Genomic DNA, 17,527 nt, shown 5'->3' on the forward strand with positions numbered 1-17,527 from the left:
AATAAAGGTTTTGATTAATGCCTTCTATCCGACATAGCTCGGCTATGCTATGTTCACCGCGCAAGCCTTCAAGTACAATACGTATCTTTTCTTCTGAACCATAGCTCTTACGGGTTGCACGGCGTATATCTTTAACCGTCTCCTCCGCGCTTCCAGTTCTATTTGATTTGTTAGAGTGTTTACGTGTCATCTTCGTTCCTTCGTCATTACGATGAAACAAAAACAATCTCTTATGCAATACCCTTAATTAGTCCAACTTGGTCTGACGGGATACAGAAGTACCAATGGTTCTGTGCTTTGCTTCGATATGATTAATAACAATATCCGCATGATCTTCACCGTCCGGTACGACATCAATATTAACCCCTGAAAAAAGATTACTTTCAATAATACGATTTCTTAACTGATCAACATGTCTTTGCTCATAATAACTGTCCTTCGGCCAAATTATAAACTTCCTGAGGTATTCCTCTTTAACGGAACTAAGCCCTTCAAATTTAACATTGCCCATTCGGCGGCGGGTTCCGGGATCAGCGGAAAATGTGACATTTAAGACCTGCTCTCTATGATCAACTATAATATCGCTATCAACTTCGCCCGCAAAGGAGAAGCCATATTTAGGTAAGCTATTTGCAATATTTCTTTCCGAAATGATAACCGGAACCGCACGGGCAGTCTCACCTTCATTAATAATAAGCGCATCATTAATATTTCTTGATATTTCGTCATCAACACTGTTTCCGGTAAAGATAACTTCGATTTTACCATAGGAATAAACCGGCCCCGGCTTTACCTGAAAGGAAATAGAAAAATGATTATCATTTCGCATAAACTGCGGCTCAACTAAGCCATTATAATACCCTTCAGCACGTAGAATTTTTTCAAGAATTTCAACATCAGCATTAATATTACTTCTTAAATTAGCCACTGATACAAATGGGGCACCACTTCTATTTTTTAAAATCGATGCTTCTTCAAATGTTGATGAATTCTCATTAAATTCGGCATTTTCAATTCCTAAAATATTTATGTCATATGAAATTTCGTCCGCGGCATGGCTTAACGAAAAACTGCAAACCATAAAGACCAACAAACAAATAGCAGAAAATTGACGCAGCACGAGATATCCCCGCATCTTTTTCTTCGCTATTTGAAGACAATTATTTAAATGTAAATTATTGAACACAATAAATGGCCGTTGTTGTCATTAAGAACAGATTTGCACTTTCTTAACATTCTTTTTGAAAATTAAAAAACAATATATCAATCAATATATCAGAATTGTGGAATTTATGAGATGGGAATAGAAATCTATCAACAACCAAATTAGGCGCTTGCATCATGATTGCTTAGTCGCTTATTATCAACACATATATTAATGAATGATTTAAACTTTAAAGGGTCTTTTGTGAAATCTATTACCACGTCGAAAATAACACAGAATAGTTTTTCTGAATTTGGTAATATTATTGATACGTCAAACCCCACGGGCGAAGGGTTTTCAGTAAACGAAGGACGCGGAAAACGTTTTAATTACCCTAATATTTTTGATCATAAGAATGGTATGAATGATCCGGAGATTTCAATCTATCAAATTAAACCAAGCACATTACCCGTTGAAATCGCGATACTCGAACAACATCCGGATACAAGTCAACTTTTCTTGCCAATCACAGGTGGCGATTATTTGGTTGTTGTTGCACCAACAAATTCTGATGGATTACCTGACATTTCAAATATAAAGGCCTTTATAGCACCGCCTGATATTGGCATATCATATCATCAAGGGATCTGGCATTTACCGATGATGTCTCTTGAAAAGGCTGGCTCTTTTGCCATGCTGATGTGGGAAAGCGGCACAAACAATGATTGCATTATTCATCATTTAGTTGAAAAAATAACAATATTATAAATTGACCAGTGGGAGGAATAACATGACACAATTTGATACTATCATTCGAGGTGGAACAGTCGTAACTGCATCCGATACAATTCTATGTGATGTTGGTATCAAGGGTGAAAAAATTATCGCCCTTGGTGAAAATTTAACGGATGATAATGCAAACATTATTAATGCAGAAGGCTTGCTTGTTATGCCGGGCGGTGTCGATAGCCATGTTCATATTGACCAAGCGTCTGGTCCTGGTGTTGTTATGGCCGATGATTTTGATACAGGCACCCTTTCCGCCATGTGCGGCGGCAATACAACTGTTATTCCTTTTGCCCTTCAAGAAAAAGGGCAAACATTACGCCACGCGGTTGAGGACTATCATAAAAAAGCAGAAGGCAAGAGCTGGATTGATCATAGTTTTCACATTATCATTAGCGATCCAACACCAAGCGCATTAGGGCAAGAACTCCCTGCGCTCGTTGAAGACGGTTATACGTCATTCAAAGTATATATGACATACGAAGGGTTACATTTAAATGACCGTGAAATCATTGATTTATTAGAATCATCAAAACGTCATGGTGCCTTCATTATGGTTCATGCTGAAGGATATGATACCCTAAGGTATATGATTGAAAAATTAGAAGGAGAAGGACGCACCGAACCTGTCGGCCATGCCCTTTCCCGGCCACAAGTCGTTGAGCGCGAAGCTACCCATAGGGCAATTTCCTTGGCTGAGTTTATTGATGTTCCAATGCTACTGGTTCACGTATCCGGACGTGAGCCGATGGAACAAATCCGCTGGGCACAGCAACGTGGTCTTAAAATCTTTGCTGAAACATGTCCACAGTATCTGCTGCTTACCAAAGATGATCTTATGAAAGACGGCATGGATGGCGCGAAATATATCTGTTCGCCACCACCGCGTGACCCGGACAGCCAAGAAGCCTGCTGGGAAGGATTACAGCAAGGCGTCTTTAAAATTTTCTCCTCAGACCATTGCCCGTTCTTAATGGAAGGAACCAGTGGTAAACTTCGTGAAGGTAACAAAACCAAATTTAGCCGCGTGGCAAATGGCGTGCCGGGTATTGAAACACGCTTACCGATTTTATTCTCTGAAGGGGTTAAAAAAGGGCGTATTGATTTAAATGAATTCGTTGCTCTTGGCGCCACCAACCATGCTAAGATGTACGGCCTTTATCCCGAGAAGGGCACCATAGCCGTTGGCTCTGATGCAGATATCGCCATCTGGGATGCGGATAAAAAAGTGACCGTAACCCAAGACATTTTGCACTCAAGCTGCGATTATACCCCTTATGAAGGGCTGGAAGTCACCGGTTGGCCAGTGACTGTCCTTAGCCGCGGAAAAGTTGTAATGGAAAATGGTGAAGTTACTGGCAAAAGCGGCCATGGCCGTTACCTAAAACGCAAAAAATCACCGCACGCCGCGACTGGTTAAAGGTACTGCCAATTAATAAAAGATGATGACTTAAGGTTTAACTTTTCCGCTCAATTGTTCTGCATAACTTGCTAAAAAATCTATTTTTAACGGTTTTTTGTGGGCGCTTCCATACACATTATATTGGATGTTTTTCCTATCGTGGATTTCACTGTGGGGCATATTAACCGCAACAAATTCCGGATGGCTCACACGCGACTTGCCTAAGAAAAAGAAACTGCGTACGCCAATATTCTAAGGTATTCCAAATATAGTGACGCGACGGTTGAAAAGAGCATAGACTGTCATTTTTCTATTCTAGTAAGAAAATCAAACTAAAAAAGCAGGCCCGCTCAATGAACAGGCCTGCTTTTTACGTTTATTATTTTTTAGCCTCTTAAGTTTTCACCGAAGAATTCAAGTGTTCTATCCCATGCGAGATTGGCCATTTTTTCATCAAAACGGCCCGTGCTATCATTATGAAAACCATGACGTGTGCCTTCATAAATATGCATTTTATATGGGGCATCGTTTGATTTTAATACTTCTTCATAGGGCTCCCATGTGGCATTTACACGGTCATCAAGTTGCGCCAGTTGAACCATAACGGGACCTTTAACATTTCCGACAATATTATTGCCAGCTGGTGTGCCGTAAAATGGCACTGCCGCATCCATCACATCGGGAATGGCCGCCGCAAGATAGTTACTGATATAACCACCGAAGCAGAAACCTACCACACCGATTTTACCGCTTGAGAGCGCATGTGCTTTAAGAAATTTTGCAGCGGCAACGAAATCTTGTTCAATTTTACTACGGTCCAAGCTGCTTTGCATTGAACGACCCTCGTCATCATTGCCAGGATATCCACCAAGCGGATGAAGCGCATCAGGTGCAAAGGCTACGTAGCCAGCTTTCGCCAAGCGGCGAGCGACATCCTTAACATATGGATTAAGACCACGATTTTCATGGACCACAAGAACAGTTGGCGCTGTTCCCCCTTCAGCAAGTGAACTTGGTTGCACCAGATAGCCGCGCCCTTCGCCGTGCCCGTCCGGTGACGCAAAAGTCGCGTATGTTGCTTTAATATCTTCGTCATTAAAAGAGACTTGTTCAGCGGCCGCATAATTCGGGATAAGAGCCCCCGTTAACATTGCCATCGTGATACCACCAACGGCCAACGTCCCTAAACGGTCCATAAATTCACGACGACCCATCATGCCATGTGCATAAGCGTCATACCAATCAAATGCCTCTTCTGGAATTCTAAATTGAGTATTCTTTGTCATTTCTTACCCTTTCAATTGTTAATCATGTTTGAAAAGAGATTAACGAAAAAAAGATAAAAAGCAAATTCAACTAAATGTGATTATAAAAAGAAAGAAATTATTCGGTAAAACTATCTACGAAACTTAAGATAGACTGCATACGAATAATATCATTTAAATCATCATGGGATGCCCCTTGACGCAGGGCCTCTTCTTGACTGTCTTGCCATTGATTAATGAAGTTTATTTTTTTCCTATCATCAGGATTCTTTGCAAAACTTAAGCTAACATGATCTTCAAATGTAATAGCGCCAGCCTTAAAAAGCTTTGAACTTAATACCGCTACTTCATCTGCGGTTGCATTTTTTAAATCAATGGTACCAGCCACATCCTGCCAAATCGGTGAAACATCAACTTTGACAAATATTTCGGGCTCTTGCTGATTATTGAGCGTTTCCCTAACAGTTTTATACACACGTGCTTTTTCAGGCGAAATTGATGGTTTCTCATCAACCTCATTCTGCTTGCTGCCTGAATGTATTATCTCGTTAATATTCATGTTATAAGCTCTTACGCCGATCATCATTATTTTCCTTGCACGTTTCGGTTTCACGATAACTTTGCAAAGACTATGCCAATCCCTCATTTTTTGGAAAGCCCTTATTTTCTACGAACAATTCACTAACATATTGTTAAAAAAGGACTTTTAATAAAATTTTAACCATATTTTAAGGCAATTATTGCTTTTCTAGTGACAATATTTGCCGAGTATTCCCTTTGGCTATTCTTGTGAATAACAAAAAAATGTGGCGAAATAGTGCTGAAATACCTTATTTTTCAAAGATAGAAATTATTTCCAGATGCGGGGAAAATAAGAACTGATCAACGGGTGTCACAGAGCCCATTTTAAACCCTGCTTGAGTTAAACTTTCCACATCGCGCGAAAAGGTGATCGGATTGCAAGAAATCATCACTAATTTCTTTAGATCAGATTGTAATATTTCAGCCATCTGGTGTTTTGCACCTGCACGCGGCGGATCAATTATCGCAACATCGTATTTGTTAAGCTCATGTGGAAGCAGTGGGCGTAAAAATAAATCACGTAGTTCAGTACTAACTTGTTTTATACCAGACATTTGATTGGCGCTGACTTTTAAAGCGGTTAGCATTTTTTCATTATTTTCGACAGCATGGACATTGGCAAATTTAGCTGCAGCAATAGAAAAAGTGCCACACCCAGAAAATAAATCGACCACCTTATGAGCGCCCGTTATAGCTTCAAGCATGGCTCTAATAAGGGCATCTTGTCCTTGTTTAGTCGCTTGAAGAAATGACCCTTCAGGGAAAAATACTTTATTGCCCTCAAATGTTACAAATGGTTTGCGGCGTTCCGCGAGTAATTCATAACGATTGTTTTTTGGTGAAGTGTCGAACCAACTGATCCGTGCAAGGTCATTTTTTTCTGCGAATTCTGCAAGATCCATCCGAAGGTTAAGATCAATATCACCCTTCCCTTTTAATATAAGATCAATACCGTTATCACCCATGGTGATGGAAACCGACATTTTTTCTTTCTTTTTCAATAATCCTGATATCAATTTTTTTGTCGGCGCTATTAACGCCTTAATTTCTTGCATAAGTATGGGACAGACAAAAATATCAATTAAATTATGACTTCCTTTTTCGGCGTACCCAAAAACAATTTGTCCGTCCCCTCGTCCAATGGCTTGAAATGTGGTTCGCCGGCGACTACCTAAAGGGCTAATGATCATGGGGGCGATATCAATATCTTTAAGACCTTGATTTTCAAGAGCCGTTCTAATCAGTCCTTCTTTCCATTCACAGTAATAGTCCCGCTCGATATGCTGTAAACTACAACCACCGCATTTTGTATAATGTGGGCAAAGCGCATCAATTCTGTGATTAGATTTATGATGGATATGACGAAGTCGTCCTTTAGATCCATTTATTTTAGCATCTATCACATCACCTGGTGCGGTATAGGGAATATAAATCACATTACCGTTTAATTCGGCTAATCCGTCACCGCGTCCACCAATTTCATCAATGGTTACTTTATGGCTCATACCGTGCTCCAATTAAAAATTCGATATTTCCTTCTGGTCCTTTTATTGGACTTTGGGTAATGCCGATTACGTTCCAACCATCCATCTCATCTCGTAACCAATTTTCAATTTTGTCACACACTTCTTTATGTAGCTCGGGTTCTCTAACGACACCGCCTTTGCCGACCTTTCCTTTACCAACTTCGAATTGCGGTTTTATGAGTGCAATTAAAACACAGTCCTCTTGCGCGCGTTTCATTGGGGAGGGTAAAACAGTTTGAAGTCCAATAAAACTGGCATCACAAACGATCAAATTTACTTTTTCTGGAATTTCCGCGTCCGTTAAATAACGCGCATTGGTTTTTTCAAGCACGACCACACGTTCATCATTTCTGATTTTCCACGCAAGTTGGCCATGCCCGACATCTACGGCATAAACTTTTTTTGCCCCTTTCTCAAGACATACATCGGTAAAACCACCCGTTGACGCACCAACATCAATAACCGTCATATCAGTGACATCAATTTTGAACTCATCTATACCTTGGACGAGCTTAAGGCCACCACGACTAACCCAAGGGTGTTCTTTTCCACGTACTTCAAGATTGATGTCTTCTTTAACTTGTTGGCCTGGTTTCGCAATTTTTTGCTCACCAGTATAAACATTTCCCGCCATAATATAGGCTTGTGCCCGAGACCGGCTTTCCGCCAGACCCCGTTCAACAAGCAATTGATCAACGCGCTTTTTAGCCATTGACTTGTGAACTGGTTAAATCATTATGACCAAGGGCGTGAAGTGCTGTTCTAACGATATCCTCAGATGTTAAACCTGCCTGCTTATACATATCAGCAGGATTGCCTTGATCAATAAACACATCCGGCAACTTCATCGTGCGCACTTTAAGACCTGCTTCAAGCAGACCTTCATTTGATAAATAATCAAGTACATGACTTCCGAAACCACCAATTGAACCTTCTTCAATGGTAATTAAAACTTCATGCTCAAGCGCAAGTTTTCTTATCATTTCAAGATCAAGCGGTTTCGCAAAACGCGCGTCCGCAACAGTGCAGCTCAACCCCTTAGCATTAAATTCATCGGCAGCCTCTAATGCTTCTTCCAGACGAGTACCAAGTGATAGAATTGCAATTTGCGTACCTTCACGAACGATACGCCCTTTACCGATTTCAAGAACATCTCCTTGATCAGGTAGTGTAACGCCCATTCCTTCTCCGCGTGGATAACGGACGGCCGATGGTCCACTATTATGGGCCGCAGCCGTCGCAATCATATGCATTAGGTCTGCTTCATCAGCGGCCGCCATCACAACCATATTGGGCAGCGACGCCAAATATGTTACGTCGAATGATCCGGCATGTGTTGGGCCATCTGCGCCGACTAAGCCAGCACGATCAATGGCAAAACGAACCGGTAAATTTTGAACCGCTACATCATGAACCACTTGGTCATATGCGCGCTGCAAAAATGTCGAATAAATAGTTGCAAAAGGTTTATATCCTTCACAGGCTAATCCCGCAGAAAATGTAACCGCATGCTGTTCCGCTATTCCAACATCGAAACAACGATCTGGAAATTCTTCAGCAAATTTATCAAGTCCCGTACCAGATGGCATCGCTGCATTAATAGCAACAATTTTATCATCTTTTTTTGCTTCTGCGATTAGTGCTTTTGCAAATACACCCGTATAACTCGGCGCTTTAGCGGGTGATTTATTTTGCGTCCCCGTACTCACATCAAATGTTGATACACCGTGATATTTATCCGCAGCATTTTCAGCAAAACTATACCCTTTGCCTTTTTCCGTAACCACGTGAATTAAAATCGGCCCGCCACCAGCATCACGTACATTTTCAAGTACCGGCAAAAGATGTTCCATATTATGTCCATCAACCGGACCAACATAATAAAAACCCAATTCTTCAAATAACGTACCACCCGTGGCCATTCCGCGCGCATATTCTTCTGCTTTTCTTGCGGTGTTGCTGATTGGTTTAGGAAATTTTTTGACTATGTTTTTTGCGAAATCACGCAAATTTAAAAATGAACGCGATGATAATAATCTGGCAAGATAGGCACTCATTGCGCCAACAGGCGGCGCAATCGACATATCATTATCATTTAAGATAACAATCAACCTGCTTTTAAGTGCACCGGCATTATTCATCGCTTCATATGCCATTCCGGCGCTCATTGCACCATCGCCAATAACAGCAATAACATTTTCTGGCGCATTTTCATCTTTACCCGCGTTTAAATCACGGGCAACCGCCATCCCTAATCCTGCAGAAATTGAAGTCGAACTATGGCCCGCACCAAAAGCATCATATTCACTTTCTTTGCGTTTAGTAAATCCAGCAAGGCCACCGCCTTTTCGGATCGTGTGCATTTGATCGCGACGACCAGTTAGTATTTTATGAGGGTAACATTGATGTCCCACATCCCAAATAAGTTTATCTTTTGGCGTATTAAATACATAGTGAATGGCCGTTGTAAGCTCAACCACACCAAGACCAGCACCCAAATGACCGCCTGTTCGAGAAACATTATAAATCATGTCAGAACGAACTTCGTCAGCCAAATCTTTTAGTTGATCAGCCTCTAATTTTCGCACATCCTCTGGAAAATTAATTTCATCCAGTAATGGTGTATTTGGTTTATCACTCATATTTTATTCTTCACCTGACACTAATGCGCGCGATTAATTACAAATTTCGCCAATGACTTCAAAACCTCGGATTTTTCATCAAAAACATCCATATGGCTTACTGCATTGTTTATTAACTCATCCGCCAGTGCTCTAGCCTCCTCGACCCCCTTGAAAGAAACAAGGGTAGCCTTCCCAGCCTCAATATCCTTACCGGCGGTCTTTCCAATGTCTTCTGAATTCCCCTCAATATCAAGAAGGTCATCTACAATTTGAAAAGCCAAACCAATATTTTCTGCATACTTTTTCAACGCCATGCGCCGATCGTCGCTTACTTTAGCCAATATGGCACCGACTTCACAGGAAAAAATGATCAATTCACCAGTTTTCATGTGTTGCATACGTATTATTTCGTCCTGTTGCAAGGATTGATTTTCAGCTTTTAAATCAATCATCTGTCCGCCAACCATGCCTTTTGCACCAATGGCACGGGATAAAGCCAAAATTAGATCGCAGCGAATTTCCGCATCAGAGTGGGTTTTTTCATCCGATAATATTTCAAATGCTAGCGTCAATAAAGCATCACCAGCAAGGATCGCTGTGGCATCATCATATTTTTTGTGCGTGGTAGGAAGACCACGCCTCATATTATCATCATCCATTGCGGGCAGATCATCGTGTATGAGTGAATAGGTATGCACGCATTCTATTGCTGCCGCGACACGCAGTGCGCTTTCATTATCTATCGAAAAAAGAGCCGCAGACTGCACCACCAAGAAAGGACGAAGCCGCTTTCCACCAGCTAAAAGTGCATATCGCATCGCCGCAATGACATTTTCTTCCCGCCCTTCAGAAACCGGAAGAAGAGAAAGCATTTTATTTTCGATAACACTGGCGAAATCTTTAAGTGATTTTTGTGCCAGTTCTGCAGAACAGTCTGACATTTAATTTTCGCCGTCAAGAGGTGACGTATTTAACGCACCATTCCCTGATTTGGTAATTTTCTCAATGCGCGCAGTGGCATCTTTTAATTTTTCATCACAATGGGCTCTTAATTGTGTGCCACGTGTGTAAATATCGATGGATTTTTCAAGCGAAACTTGGCCACTTTCAAGATTTCTTACGATTTCTTCTAGTGCCCCTAGTGCTTCTTCAAAGTCCATCGCTTTTATATCATCTGGAATATCGACTTTTTTATCTGTGCTTGTTGCCAAAACTTGCTCCTGCGATCTTTTGAATCATTAAATTAACTTATAGCGGAAAAGTCACTCATCCATCAATGCAGAAACGTGCGCTTTCGCACATTCCCCTAAAATACCAAGATTATACCCACCCTCTAAAGTCGAAACCACCCGCCCTTTTGCATATTTTTTTGCAATATTCATAAGCTGCTTTGTCGACCAATAATAATCTTCAGTTTCTAAATTAAGGTCAGCGAGCGGATCAAGCGCGTGAGCATCAAACCCTGCCGAAATAATTACCAAATCTGGTTTAAAATCCTCTAATTCTGGCAATATACGACTTTCGAAAGCGCGCCTAAAAGCATTACTGCCACTTCCTGCTGCTAATGGAACATTAACAATAACACCTTTGCCTTGATCATGAAGATGTCCGGTTCCTGGATATAAAGGCGATTGATGGGTTGAACCATAAAGTAATCCCTTGGTTCTTTCAGCTACCGTTTGTGTGCCGTTTCCGTGATGAACATCAAAATCAATAATGGCTACTCTATGCATGAAATGGTTATTGCGCGCATATAATGCCCCAATTGCCGCTGAATTAAAGAGACAAAACCCCATCGATTGATCCGGTTCCGCGTGATGACCAGGAGGTCTAACGGCACAAAAAGCGTTCCCTATATCCCCCTTAATCACCAAATCTATTGCGTGACAAACTGCCCCGGCTGCTCTTAGTGCTGCTCTTTCTGATCCATTTGAAAGATATGTATCTCCATCGATCATGGCATTATTTTTTTCAGGTAAATTATTATTTATTTTTTGAAGAAGATCCTCATCATGGACTAATTTAATTTGGCCGCTTGTAGCTAATGGCGCATTTAATCGGATCAAACCATCAAACTTTTCATCCTCTAACGCACTGGTCACCCTTTCTAGTCTTTCTACACACTCTGGGTGTCCAAGAGGTGAAATATGATCCAAACAATCAGAATGAGTGATTAAGGCCGTTGTCATTTTGTCGCTTTGGACGCTTCATATATTGCTTTTTCTTCTGCAACCAATTCTTTTTTCGATAGCTTACCCACCATGGTCTTAGGCAGTTCATCACGAAATTCAATCTGTGATGGTCTTTCATGTTTTCCGATTTTGGGTTTAATGAATGCCATTAATTCATCGGCTGTAATCGGATCAATAGTGGTTCGCAATTTGACGAATGCTTTAGGTGTTTCTCCTAAATAATCATCAGGAATACCTATAACTGTTGTTTCTTCCACTGCAGGATGGTCATTAATAGCTTCTTCGATTGTACGGGGGAAAACATTAAAACCACCCACCAGAATTAAATCTTTATCCCGGTCAAGAATGTAAGTGAAACCATTTTCATCCATTTTGCCGACGTCCCCGGTTCTTAATGCACCATCAATCATCACTTCTGCCGTTGCATCATCCCGTTTCCAGTATCCTTTCATGACCTGTGGACCGCGCACACATATTTCGCCAACTTCACCAATAGGTAAAATTTTTCCTTTTTCCTCTCGGTCCATTATGAAAGCTTCTGTACCCGGAAGTGGGAAACCTATCGATCCGGGGATAGTACCCCCACCCATAGGACTAGCATGCGTTACAGGGGACGCTTCCGTTAATCCGTAACCTTCGGTAATTTCCAAACCAAATCGATTCATATATAAATTCCATAAATCAACGGGAAGCGGCGCGCCGCCGGACATGGCCATTTTAATCTTACAAATGCCAATATTATCCGCACCTTTATGATTAGCGATTGCCGTATACATTGTCGGTACGCCGGAAAAAAGGGTGATATTTTCCTTGGTTAATAATTTTACGGCATCTTCTAATTCAAATTTCGGCACAATCACTATCCTTGCACCAACCTTAAGCCCCATATTCAAGACAACTGTTAATGCAAATATATGAAAGAAAGGCAGAAAAGCAGCAACATTTTCTGTGCCAAATTCAAGCATAGGCGGCCAAATTTCAAGCTGTCTCATATTGATATATAGATTGGAATGACTAAGCATTGCACCTTTTGGTACACCTGTGGTTCCACCAGTATACTGCAATACGGCTATATCTTCATCCGGGTTAATTTCGACAGGTGTAATCTTACCGTCATTTTCAAATAACGAATTATAATCGACGTAATTATCATCCTTTACCACTTTGGCAATAGCGCTGGATTTAAATAATTTAAAAAGAATATTTTTTGGAAAGGGTAAGGCCTCTGAGAAATCAGCAACAATTAATTTTCTTATACCCGTTTCAGACACGACCCTTTTCATTTTGGGATAAAGAGCATCCAGATTTAACGTAACCATAATTTCAGTATCAGAATTTTCGGCTTGGAATTTTAACTCACTTTCAGAATAAAGCGGGCTATAACTTACAACTGTCCCACCAATTTTCGAAATGGCAAAAAAGGCAACAATAAAATGCGGACAGTTCGGAAGAAATAAACCGACTTTAGTTCCTTTTTTAACGCCTAACTCCTGTAATGCTTTAGCCGCTTTATTTACCTGATCTTGAAGTTCGCCATAAGTGAAGGATTTACCCAAAAAATCTAAAGCAATATTATTAGGTACTTTATTTGCCGTTTCATCTATCAGAGTGCTTAAAGGTTTTCCTTCAAATTCTTGATCCCATTTTACATGGTCCGGATATTTTTTTAACCAAGGATGTTCGATCATATTTTTCTCTCTATATTTTTTAAAATTTACGCGAAATTATTTTTATCTATCGCGTAGAATAATTCATCCCCTGCTTTTATTGCTTCTGCTAAACCTAAAACGGTCGGAACGATCTGTTCCGCATAATACCTAGACGTGATAATTTTACCTTCTAAAAATTCTTTATCAATATCCCCATTATCCAATCTATTTCGCGCAGACAATGCCCCTTTTGCCATTAAATAGCATCCCACTGCCGTACTCAACATTCTTAAATATGGAACGGATCCCGCCATTGTATTCGTTATGCTTTCATTATGCTGACTGAGCAGCCATTCGGCACATTCTTTCGACATTGCAGTTATCTTACTTAAATTTTTCTTTATTACTGCAAACTCTATGGTTTCAGGAAGTTTTTCCGTAAAGTTAGATATTTCATCATGCAATGCGCGCCAATGTTTTCCATTATCTATTGATAACTTACGCCCAACAAGATCCATTGCCTGAATGCCATTGGTGCCTTCATAAATAGCATTGATCCTTGCGTCTCTATAAACTTGCGCGATACCCGTTTCTTCAATATATCCCATTCCACCAAAAATTTGCATCGCCAAAGATGAGTTTTCAATCCCTAAATCAGAACCATATGCTTTTGATAAAGGCGTCAACAAATCAGCAAGACCCCGATATTTTTCTGCGGTTTTCTCATCTGGATGATGTTGTGCCAGATCGATTGATTTGGCATTTAAATAGGCTATTGCACGTACGGCTTCAGTGGTTGATTTAATCGTCATTAACATTCGTCGTACATCCGGATGTTCAATAATCGGTGATTGATTACGTGTTTTTAATGACATCCCTTGAACACGTTCATTGGCATATTCAAGCGCCATTTGATAGGCTCTCTCGGACAAAGCAACGCCTTGAGAGCCAACGGCAAGACGCGCATCATTCATCATCGTGAACATCGTCATCATGCCTTTATTTTCTTCACCGATTAAATATCCAACACATTGATTATTATCACCATAAGACATGGTACAAGTTGGACTACCATGAATACCCATTTTATGCTCAAGAGATACACAAGTCAGATCGTTTCTTTTTCCAAGACTGCCATCGTCATTAATTATATATTTTGGTACGATAAAAAGACTTATACCCCGTGTTCCTTCTGGTGCATCAGGCAATCGCGCGAGAACTAGGTGAATAATATTCTCTGCCATCTCGTGTTCACCGTACGTAATATATATTTTTTGACCTTTAATAAGATAACTGCCATCAGATTGTTTCTGTGCTTTTGATCTTAAAGCGCCTACATCTGATCCCGCATTTGGTTCAGTCAAATTCATTGTTCCTGACCATACACCAGAAACCAATTTCTCAAGATATGTGTTTTTCTGCTCTTCGGTGCCATGTTTTCCAATAGCGAGGATGGCACTAGAGGTTAACATCGGGCATAAACTAAAGGATGAGTTTGCGCTTTCCACCATTTCCGTAATCGGCAAACCTAATGCGTGCGGCAGCCCTTGACCACCATATTCTATATTTGCCGTAATTCCATTCCAGCCATTCTCACAGTATTGTTGATATGCTTCTTTAAATCCCGGAGGTGTGGTTACAACACCATCTGAAACGGTCGAAGGATTTAAATCCCCAATACGATTAAGAGGAGATAATACATCTCCCGTAAACTTTGCTCCTTCAATTAAAATCGCTTCAATTAGATCATCATCTGCATCTTGAAATTTTTCCAATGAAGTCACTTCTTTGACATCAATTACATCATTCAATGTAAAATTCATTTCTTTGACAGGAGCTTGATAATCAGACATTCTTTTATTCTCTATTATTGATACGGACTTGTTAAGTTACGTCATACCAATTATAGAACAGTATTAAGGAAAAATATTCAAGCATATTGTAGCATAATGGCAAAGAGTCGTATTTATAAACCCACAGCAGAAGCCATAAGCATGGCCTCTGACATTCTTAAAAAAGGAGAGGTTGTCTCTTTCCCGACTGAAACCGTTTATGGACTTGGAGCTGATGCCACTAATTCAGATGCAGTAGCCAAAATATTTTCGGCAAAAAACAGACCTTCATTTAATCCACTTATAATCCATTTACCCAATACTCAAATGGTTGAAAAGTATGTTGAGCTTTCGCAGCTTACTAAAGATCTTTCAAATATTTTTTGGCCGGGTCCTTTTACGATGGTATTACCACTTAAAAAGAATAGTGGAATTTCAACATTGATAACTGCCGGATTAGAGACGGTGGCCATAAGAGTACCATCACATCCTGTTGCACATACCTTATTGAATGAATTTAATGGCCCAATCGCTGCACCAAGCGCCAATAAATCGGGTCAAATTAGCCCAACGACAGCACAACATGTTGATCAAGAATTTGGTGATGAATTAGAACTAATTATTGATGGCGGCCCTTGCGACAACGGACTTGAGAGCACAATTGTTAAGGTTGTTTATGACCAACTTACAATATTAAGGCCCGGCAATGTCACAGTAGAAGAAATCCAAGAAAAAATAGAAGTTAAAATAGTAACCGACACACAACCAACAGATAATCCAATCGCACCAGGACAGTTAAAAAGTCATTACGCGCCAAACGCGAATGTGCGGCTTAATGTCATAAACCCTGAGATGAATGAAGCATATCTTGCTTTTGGTGATACTAACCAAGTTGAAAATATGCTAAATCTTAGCCCAAGTGGTGATCTAGAAGAAGCAGCTTCGAATTTATTTTCTATGATGCGCTCATTAGATCAATTAAATTTAAAAACAATTTCGGTTGCCCCTATTCCTAAATCAGGGGTGGGTGTAGCCATAAATGACAGATTAGAGCGCGCCGCTGCGCCTAAGGATTTACTAAAGGATTAAAAGTGCCCCTTTCAAAAAATCATATCGATGCTTTAATCAAAATTTCAGGACCAAAAGGGTTTACCATCGACCCGGAAATAATTGCATCACATACATCGGAACCACGTGGAAAATTTCGTGGAGCAACACCACTGGTTTTATTTCCGGACAATACTGAATGCGTCAGTCAAATACTTTCATATTGCAACGAACATAATATTAAAATTGTACCCCAAAGCGGTAATACTGGATTAGTCGGCGGCAGCATTCCTGATCAATCAAATGAAGAGGTTTTATTAAGTTTAAAACGTATGAATAAAATACGGGAAAAAGATGCCCTTAATCAAACCATGACAATAGAAGCTGGTGTTATTTTATCAGACGCACATGATATTGCCGAAAGCATGAATTCAATTTTTCCCATGCATATCGCATCAGAAGGATCAGCTATGATCGGCGGTAATATATCATCTAATGCTGGGGGAATTAATGTACTCAGATATGGAAATATGCGTGACCTAGTACTTGGATTAGAAGTCGTGTTGCCTAATGGTGATGTTTGGGACGGTCTTACGGGACTTAGAAAAGACAACACAGGCTATGATTTAAAGCAGCTCTTCATTGGCGCTGAAGGAACGCTTGGTATTATAACGGCGGCTACATTGAAATTATTCCCAGAGTATAAACAAAAAAATACCGCTTTTGTTGCTATCCCTGACCCAGAAGCCGCCATAAATTTACTATCGCTCGCCAAACAAATTAGTGGTGATAACTTAATCGCATTTGAAATATTACCAAGAATTGGCCTTGAATTTACAATTAAGCATATGAACGACTGCCGCGAGCCACTAGAAGAAAAATACGATTGGTATATCGTTTTAGAATGTGCCACTTCCGTTTCAAATGATCTCATTAATTTAGAAGAAGTACTTGAAAAAATCCTTGAAGAAGCCATGGAAAGTGGCCTTGTACTAGACGGAATTGTCCCTAAAAATGTATCCGAACAGAAAGCCGTTTGGAATTTACGCGAATTCATGTCCGAAGCCCAAAAATTTGAAGGTGGTAGCATTAAACATGATGTCGCAATTCCAGTGTCAAAAATACCTGAATTTCTAGAACTCGGAACTGAAGCCGTTAAAAAAGCATGCCCGGGCATTCGTCCTGTTCCCTTTGGCCATATTGGGGATGGGAATATTCATTTTAACCTATCCCAACCAATTGATATGGATAAACAAGAATATCTTGCCCGTTGGGAAGAGATTAATCATCTAGTCCACGAAATTGTTGTTGATTTAGGCGGAAGTATAAGTGCAGAACATGGCATTGGAACACTAAAGGTCGATGAATTAAAACATTTTAAATCTAGTGTCGATATTGATACTTTAAAATCCATTAAACTGGCTCTCGATCCTAAGAATATTATGAATCCCGGCCGCATCATTAAAATTTAAAGGATA

15 protein-coding genes and 1 pseudogene are annotated in these 17,527 nt (G+C 40.3%); 4 read left to right on the plus strand and 12 right to left on the minus strand.

The window, feature by feature from the left end:
- Together ACTF6W_RS08685 and ACTF6W_RS08690 are read right to left on the minus strand one after the other, a co-directional pair.
- Positions 1 to 190: pseudogene (locus ACTF6W_RS08685) on the minus strand (IS3 family transposase); the annotation flags it as partial.
- Between the two features lie 57 nt (positions 191 to 247).
- Positions 248 to 1,186, minus strand: coding sequence for a hypothetical protein (locus ACTF6W_RS08690; protein WP_438994147.1), 939 nt, complete (start codon positions 1,184 to 1,186; stop codon positions 248 to 250).
- A 222-nt stretch (positions 1,187 to 1,408) separates the two neighbouring features.
- On the opposite strand from ACTF6W_RS08690, the gene ACTF6W_RS08695 reads away from it, so the two are divergent.
- Positions 1,409 to 1,912 (plus strand): ureidoglycolate lyase, encoded by a 504-nt coding sequence (locus ACTF6W_RS08695; RefSeq protein ID WP_438994148.1) that lies wholly within the window; start codon positions 1,409 to 1,411, stop codon positions 1,910 to 1,912.
- Positions 1,913 to 1,934: 22 nt separating this feature from the next.
- Positions 1,935 to 3,350, plus strand: a complete 1,416-nt coding sequence (hydA, locus tag ACTF6W_RS08700; protein ID WP_438994149.1) for a dihydropyrimidinase — start codon at positions 1,935 to 1,937, stop codon at positions 3,348 to 3,350.
- A gap of 368 nt (positions 3,351 to 3,718) precedes the next feature.
- Here hydA and ACTF6W_RS08705 read toward each other — a convergent pair whose 3' ends face one another.
- The 10 genes from ACTF6W_RS08705 to ACTF6W_RS08750 all read right to left on the minus strand — a co-directional run bounded on the left by ACTF6W_RS08705 (position 3,719) and on the right by ACTF6W_RS08750 (position 15,023).
- Positions 3,719 to 4,618 carry a dienelactone hydrolase family protein gene (locus ACTF6W_RS08705; protein ID WP_438994150.1) on the minus strand — a complete coding sequence of 300 codons (900 nt, stop codon included), beginning with the start codon at positions 4,616 to 4,618 and terminating at the stop codon, positions 3,719 to 3,721.
- Positions 4,619 to 4,715: 97 nt separating this feature from the next.
- The gene (locus ACTF6W_RS08710) at positions 4,716 to 5,183 is read right to left on the minus strand and encodes a hypothetical protein (protein ID WP_438994151.1); all 468 of its coding nucleotides are present in this window, start codon (positions 5,181 to 5,183) and stop codon (positions 4,716 to 4,718) included.
- A gap of 244 nt (positions 5,184 to 5,427) precedes the next feature.
- Positions 5,428 to 6,684 carry a 23S rRNA (uracil(1939)-C(5))-methyltransferase RlmD gene (rlmD, locus tag ACTF6W_RS08715; RefSeq protein ID WP_438994152.1) on the minus strand — a complete coding sequence of 419 codons (1,257 nt, stop codon included), beginning with the start codon at positions 6,682 to 6,684 and terminating at the stop codon, positions 5,428 to 5,430.
- Entirely contained in the window at positions 6,674 to 7,417 is a 744-nt protein-coding gene (locus ACTF6W_RS08720; protein WP_438994153.1) for a TlyA family RNA methyltransferase, read from the minus strand. Before ACTF6W_RS08720 ends, rlmD begins: the two co-directional genes overlap by 11 nt.
- The gene (dxs, locus tag ACTF6W_RS08725; RefSeq protein WP_438994154.1) at positions 7,410 to 9,347 is read right to left on the minus strand and encodes a 1-deoxy-D-xylulose-5-phosphate synthase; all 1,938 of its coding nucleotides are present in this window, start codon (positions 9,345 to 9,347) and stop codon (positions 7,410 to 7,412) included. The genes ACTF6W_RS08720 and dxs overlap by 8 nt, the downstream gene beginning before the upstream one ends.
- 20 nt (positions 9,348 to 9,367) lie before the next feature.
- Complete coding sequence (locus ACTF6W_RS08730) at positions 9,368 to 10,270, minus strand: polyprenyl synthetase family protein (RefSeq protein ID WP_438994155.1); 903 nt, start codon at positions 10,268 to 10,270, stop codon at positions 9,368 to 9,370.
- Positions 10,271 to 10,540, minus strand: coding sequence for an exodeoxyribonuclease VII small subunit (locus ACTF6W_RS08735; protein ID WP_438994156.1), 270 nt, complete (start codon positions 10,538 to 10,540; stop codon positions 10,271 to 10,273).
- A 51-nt stretch (positions 10,541 to 10,591) separates the two neighbouring features.
- Complete coding sequence (locus tag ACTF6W_RS08740) at positions 10,592 to 11,518, minus strand: histone deacetylase family protein (RefSeq protein ID WP_438994157.1); 927 nt, start codon at positions 11,516 to 11,518, stop codon at positions 10,592 to 10,594.
- Positions 11,515 to 13,209: a long-chain-fatty-acid--CoA ligase gene (locus tag ACTF6W_RS08745; protein ID WP_438994158.1), complete on the minus strand. Its 1,695-nt coding sequence runs from the start codon at positions 13,207 to 13,209 to the stop codon at positions 11,515 to 11,517. The genes ACTF6W_RS08740 and ACTF6W_RS08745 overlap by 4 nt, the downstream gene beginning before the upstream one ends.
- 26 nt (positions 13,210 to 13,235) lie before the next feature.
- Positions 13,236 to 15,023 carry an acyl-CoA dehydrogenase gene (locus ACTF6W_RS08750; RefSeq protein ID WP_438994159.1) on the minus strand — a complete coding sequence of 596 codons (1,788 nt, stop codon included), beginning with the start codon at positions 15,021 to 15,023 and terminating at the stop codon, positions 13,236 to 13,238.
- Positions 15,024 to 15,119: 96 nt separating this feature from the next.
- On the opposite strand from ACTF6W_RS08750, the gene ACTF6W_RS08755 reads away from it, so the two are divergent.
- Complete coding sequence (locus tag ACTF6W_RS08755) at positions 15,120 to 16,091, plus strand: L-threonylcarbamoyladenylate synthase (RefSeq protein ID WP_438994160.1); 972 nt, start codon at positions 15,120 to 15,122, stop codon at positions 16,089 to 16,091.
- Positions 16,092 to 16,093: 2 nt separating this feature from the next.
- Positions 16,094 to 17,521: an FAD-binding oxidoreductase gene (locus ACTF6W_RS08760; protein ID WP_438994161.1), complete on the plus strand. Its 1,428-nt coding sequence runs from the start codon at positions 16,094 to 16,096 to the stop codon at positions 17,519 to 17,521.
- The last annotated feature ends 6 nt before the right edge of the window (positions 17,522 to 17,527 follow it).

The sequence above is a fragment of the Pseudemcibacter sp. genome, from assembly GCF_965661635.1.
In the GTDB taxonomy this organism is placed as follows: domain Bacteria; phylum Pseudomonadota; class Alphaproteobacteria; order Sphingomonadales; family Emcibacteraceae; genus Pseudemcibacter.

Excerpts from the sequence above, each read along its gene's own strand:
- ACTF6W_RS08705 (WP_438994150.1), bottom strand. The coding sequence starts at position 4,618 with ATGACAAAGAATACTCAATTTAGAATTCCAGAAGAGGCATTTGATTGG.
- rlmD (WP_438994152.1), bottom strand. The coding sequence starts at position 6,684 with ATGAGCCATAAAGTAACCATTGATGAAATTGGTGGACGCGGTGACGGA.
- ACTF6W_RS08710 (WP_438994151.1), bottom strand. The coding sequence starts at position 5,183 with ATGATGATCGGCGTAAGAGCTTATAACATGAATATTAACGAGATAATA.
- ACTF6W_RS08720 (WP_438994153.1), bottom strand. The coding sequence starts at position 7,417 with ATGGCTAAAAAGCGCGTTGATCAATTGCTTGTTGAACGGGGTCTGGCG.
- ACTF6W_RS08740 (WP_438994157.1), bottom strand. The coding sequence starts at position 11,518 with ATGACAACGGCCTTAATCACTCATTCTGATTGTTTGGATCATATTTCA.
- dxs (WP_438994154.1), bottom strand. The coding sequence starts at position 9,347 with ATGAGTGATAAACCAAATACACCATTACTGGATGAAATTAATTTTCCA.
- ACTF6W_RS08730 (WP_438994155.1), bottom strand. The coding sequence starts at position 10,270 with ATGTCAGACTGTTCTGCAGAACTGGCACAAAAATCACTTAAAGATTTC.
- ACTF6W_RS08750 (WP_438994159.1), bottom strand. The coding sequence starts at position 15,023 with ATGTCTGATTATCAAGCTCCTGTCAAAGAAATGAATTTTACATTGAAT.
- ACTF6W_RS08745 (WP_438994158.1), bottom strand. The coding sequence starts at position 13,209 with ATGATCGAACATCCTTGGTTAAAAAAATATCCGGACCATGTAAAATGG.
- hydA (WP_438994149.1), top strand. The coding sequence starts at position 1,935 with ATGACACAATTTGATACTATCATTCGAGGTGGAACAGTCGTAACTGCA.
- ACTF6W_RS08755 (WP_438994160.1), top strand. The coding sequence starts at position 15,120 with ATGGCAAAGAGTCGTATTTATAAACCCACAGCAGAAGCCATAAGCATG.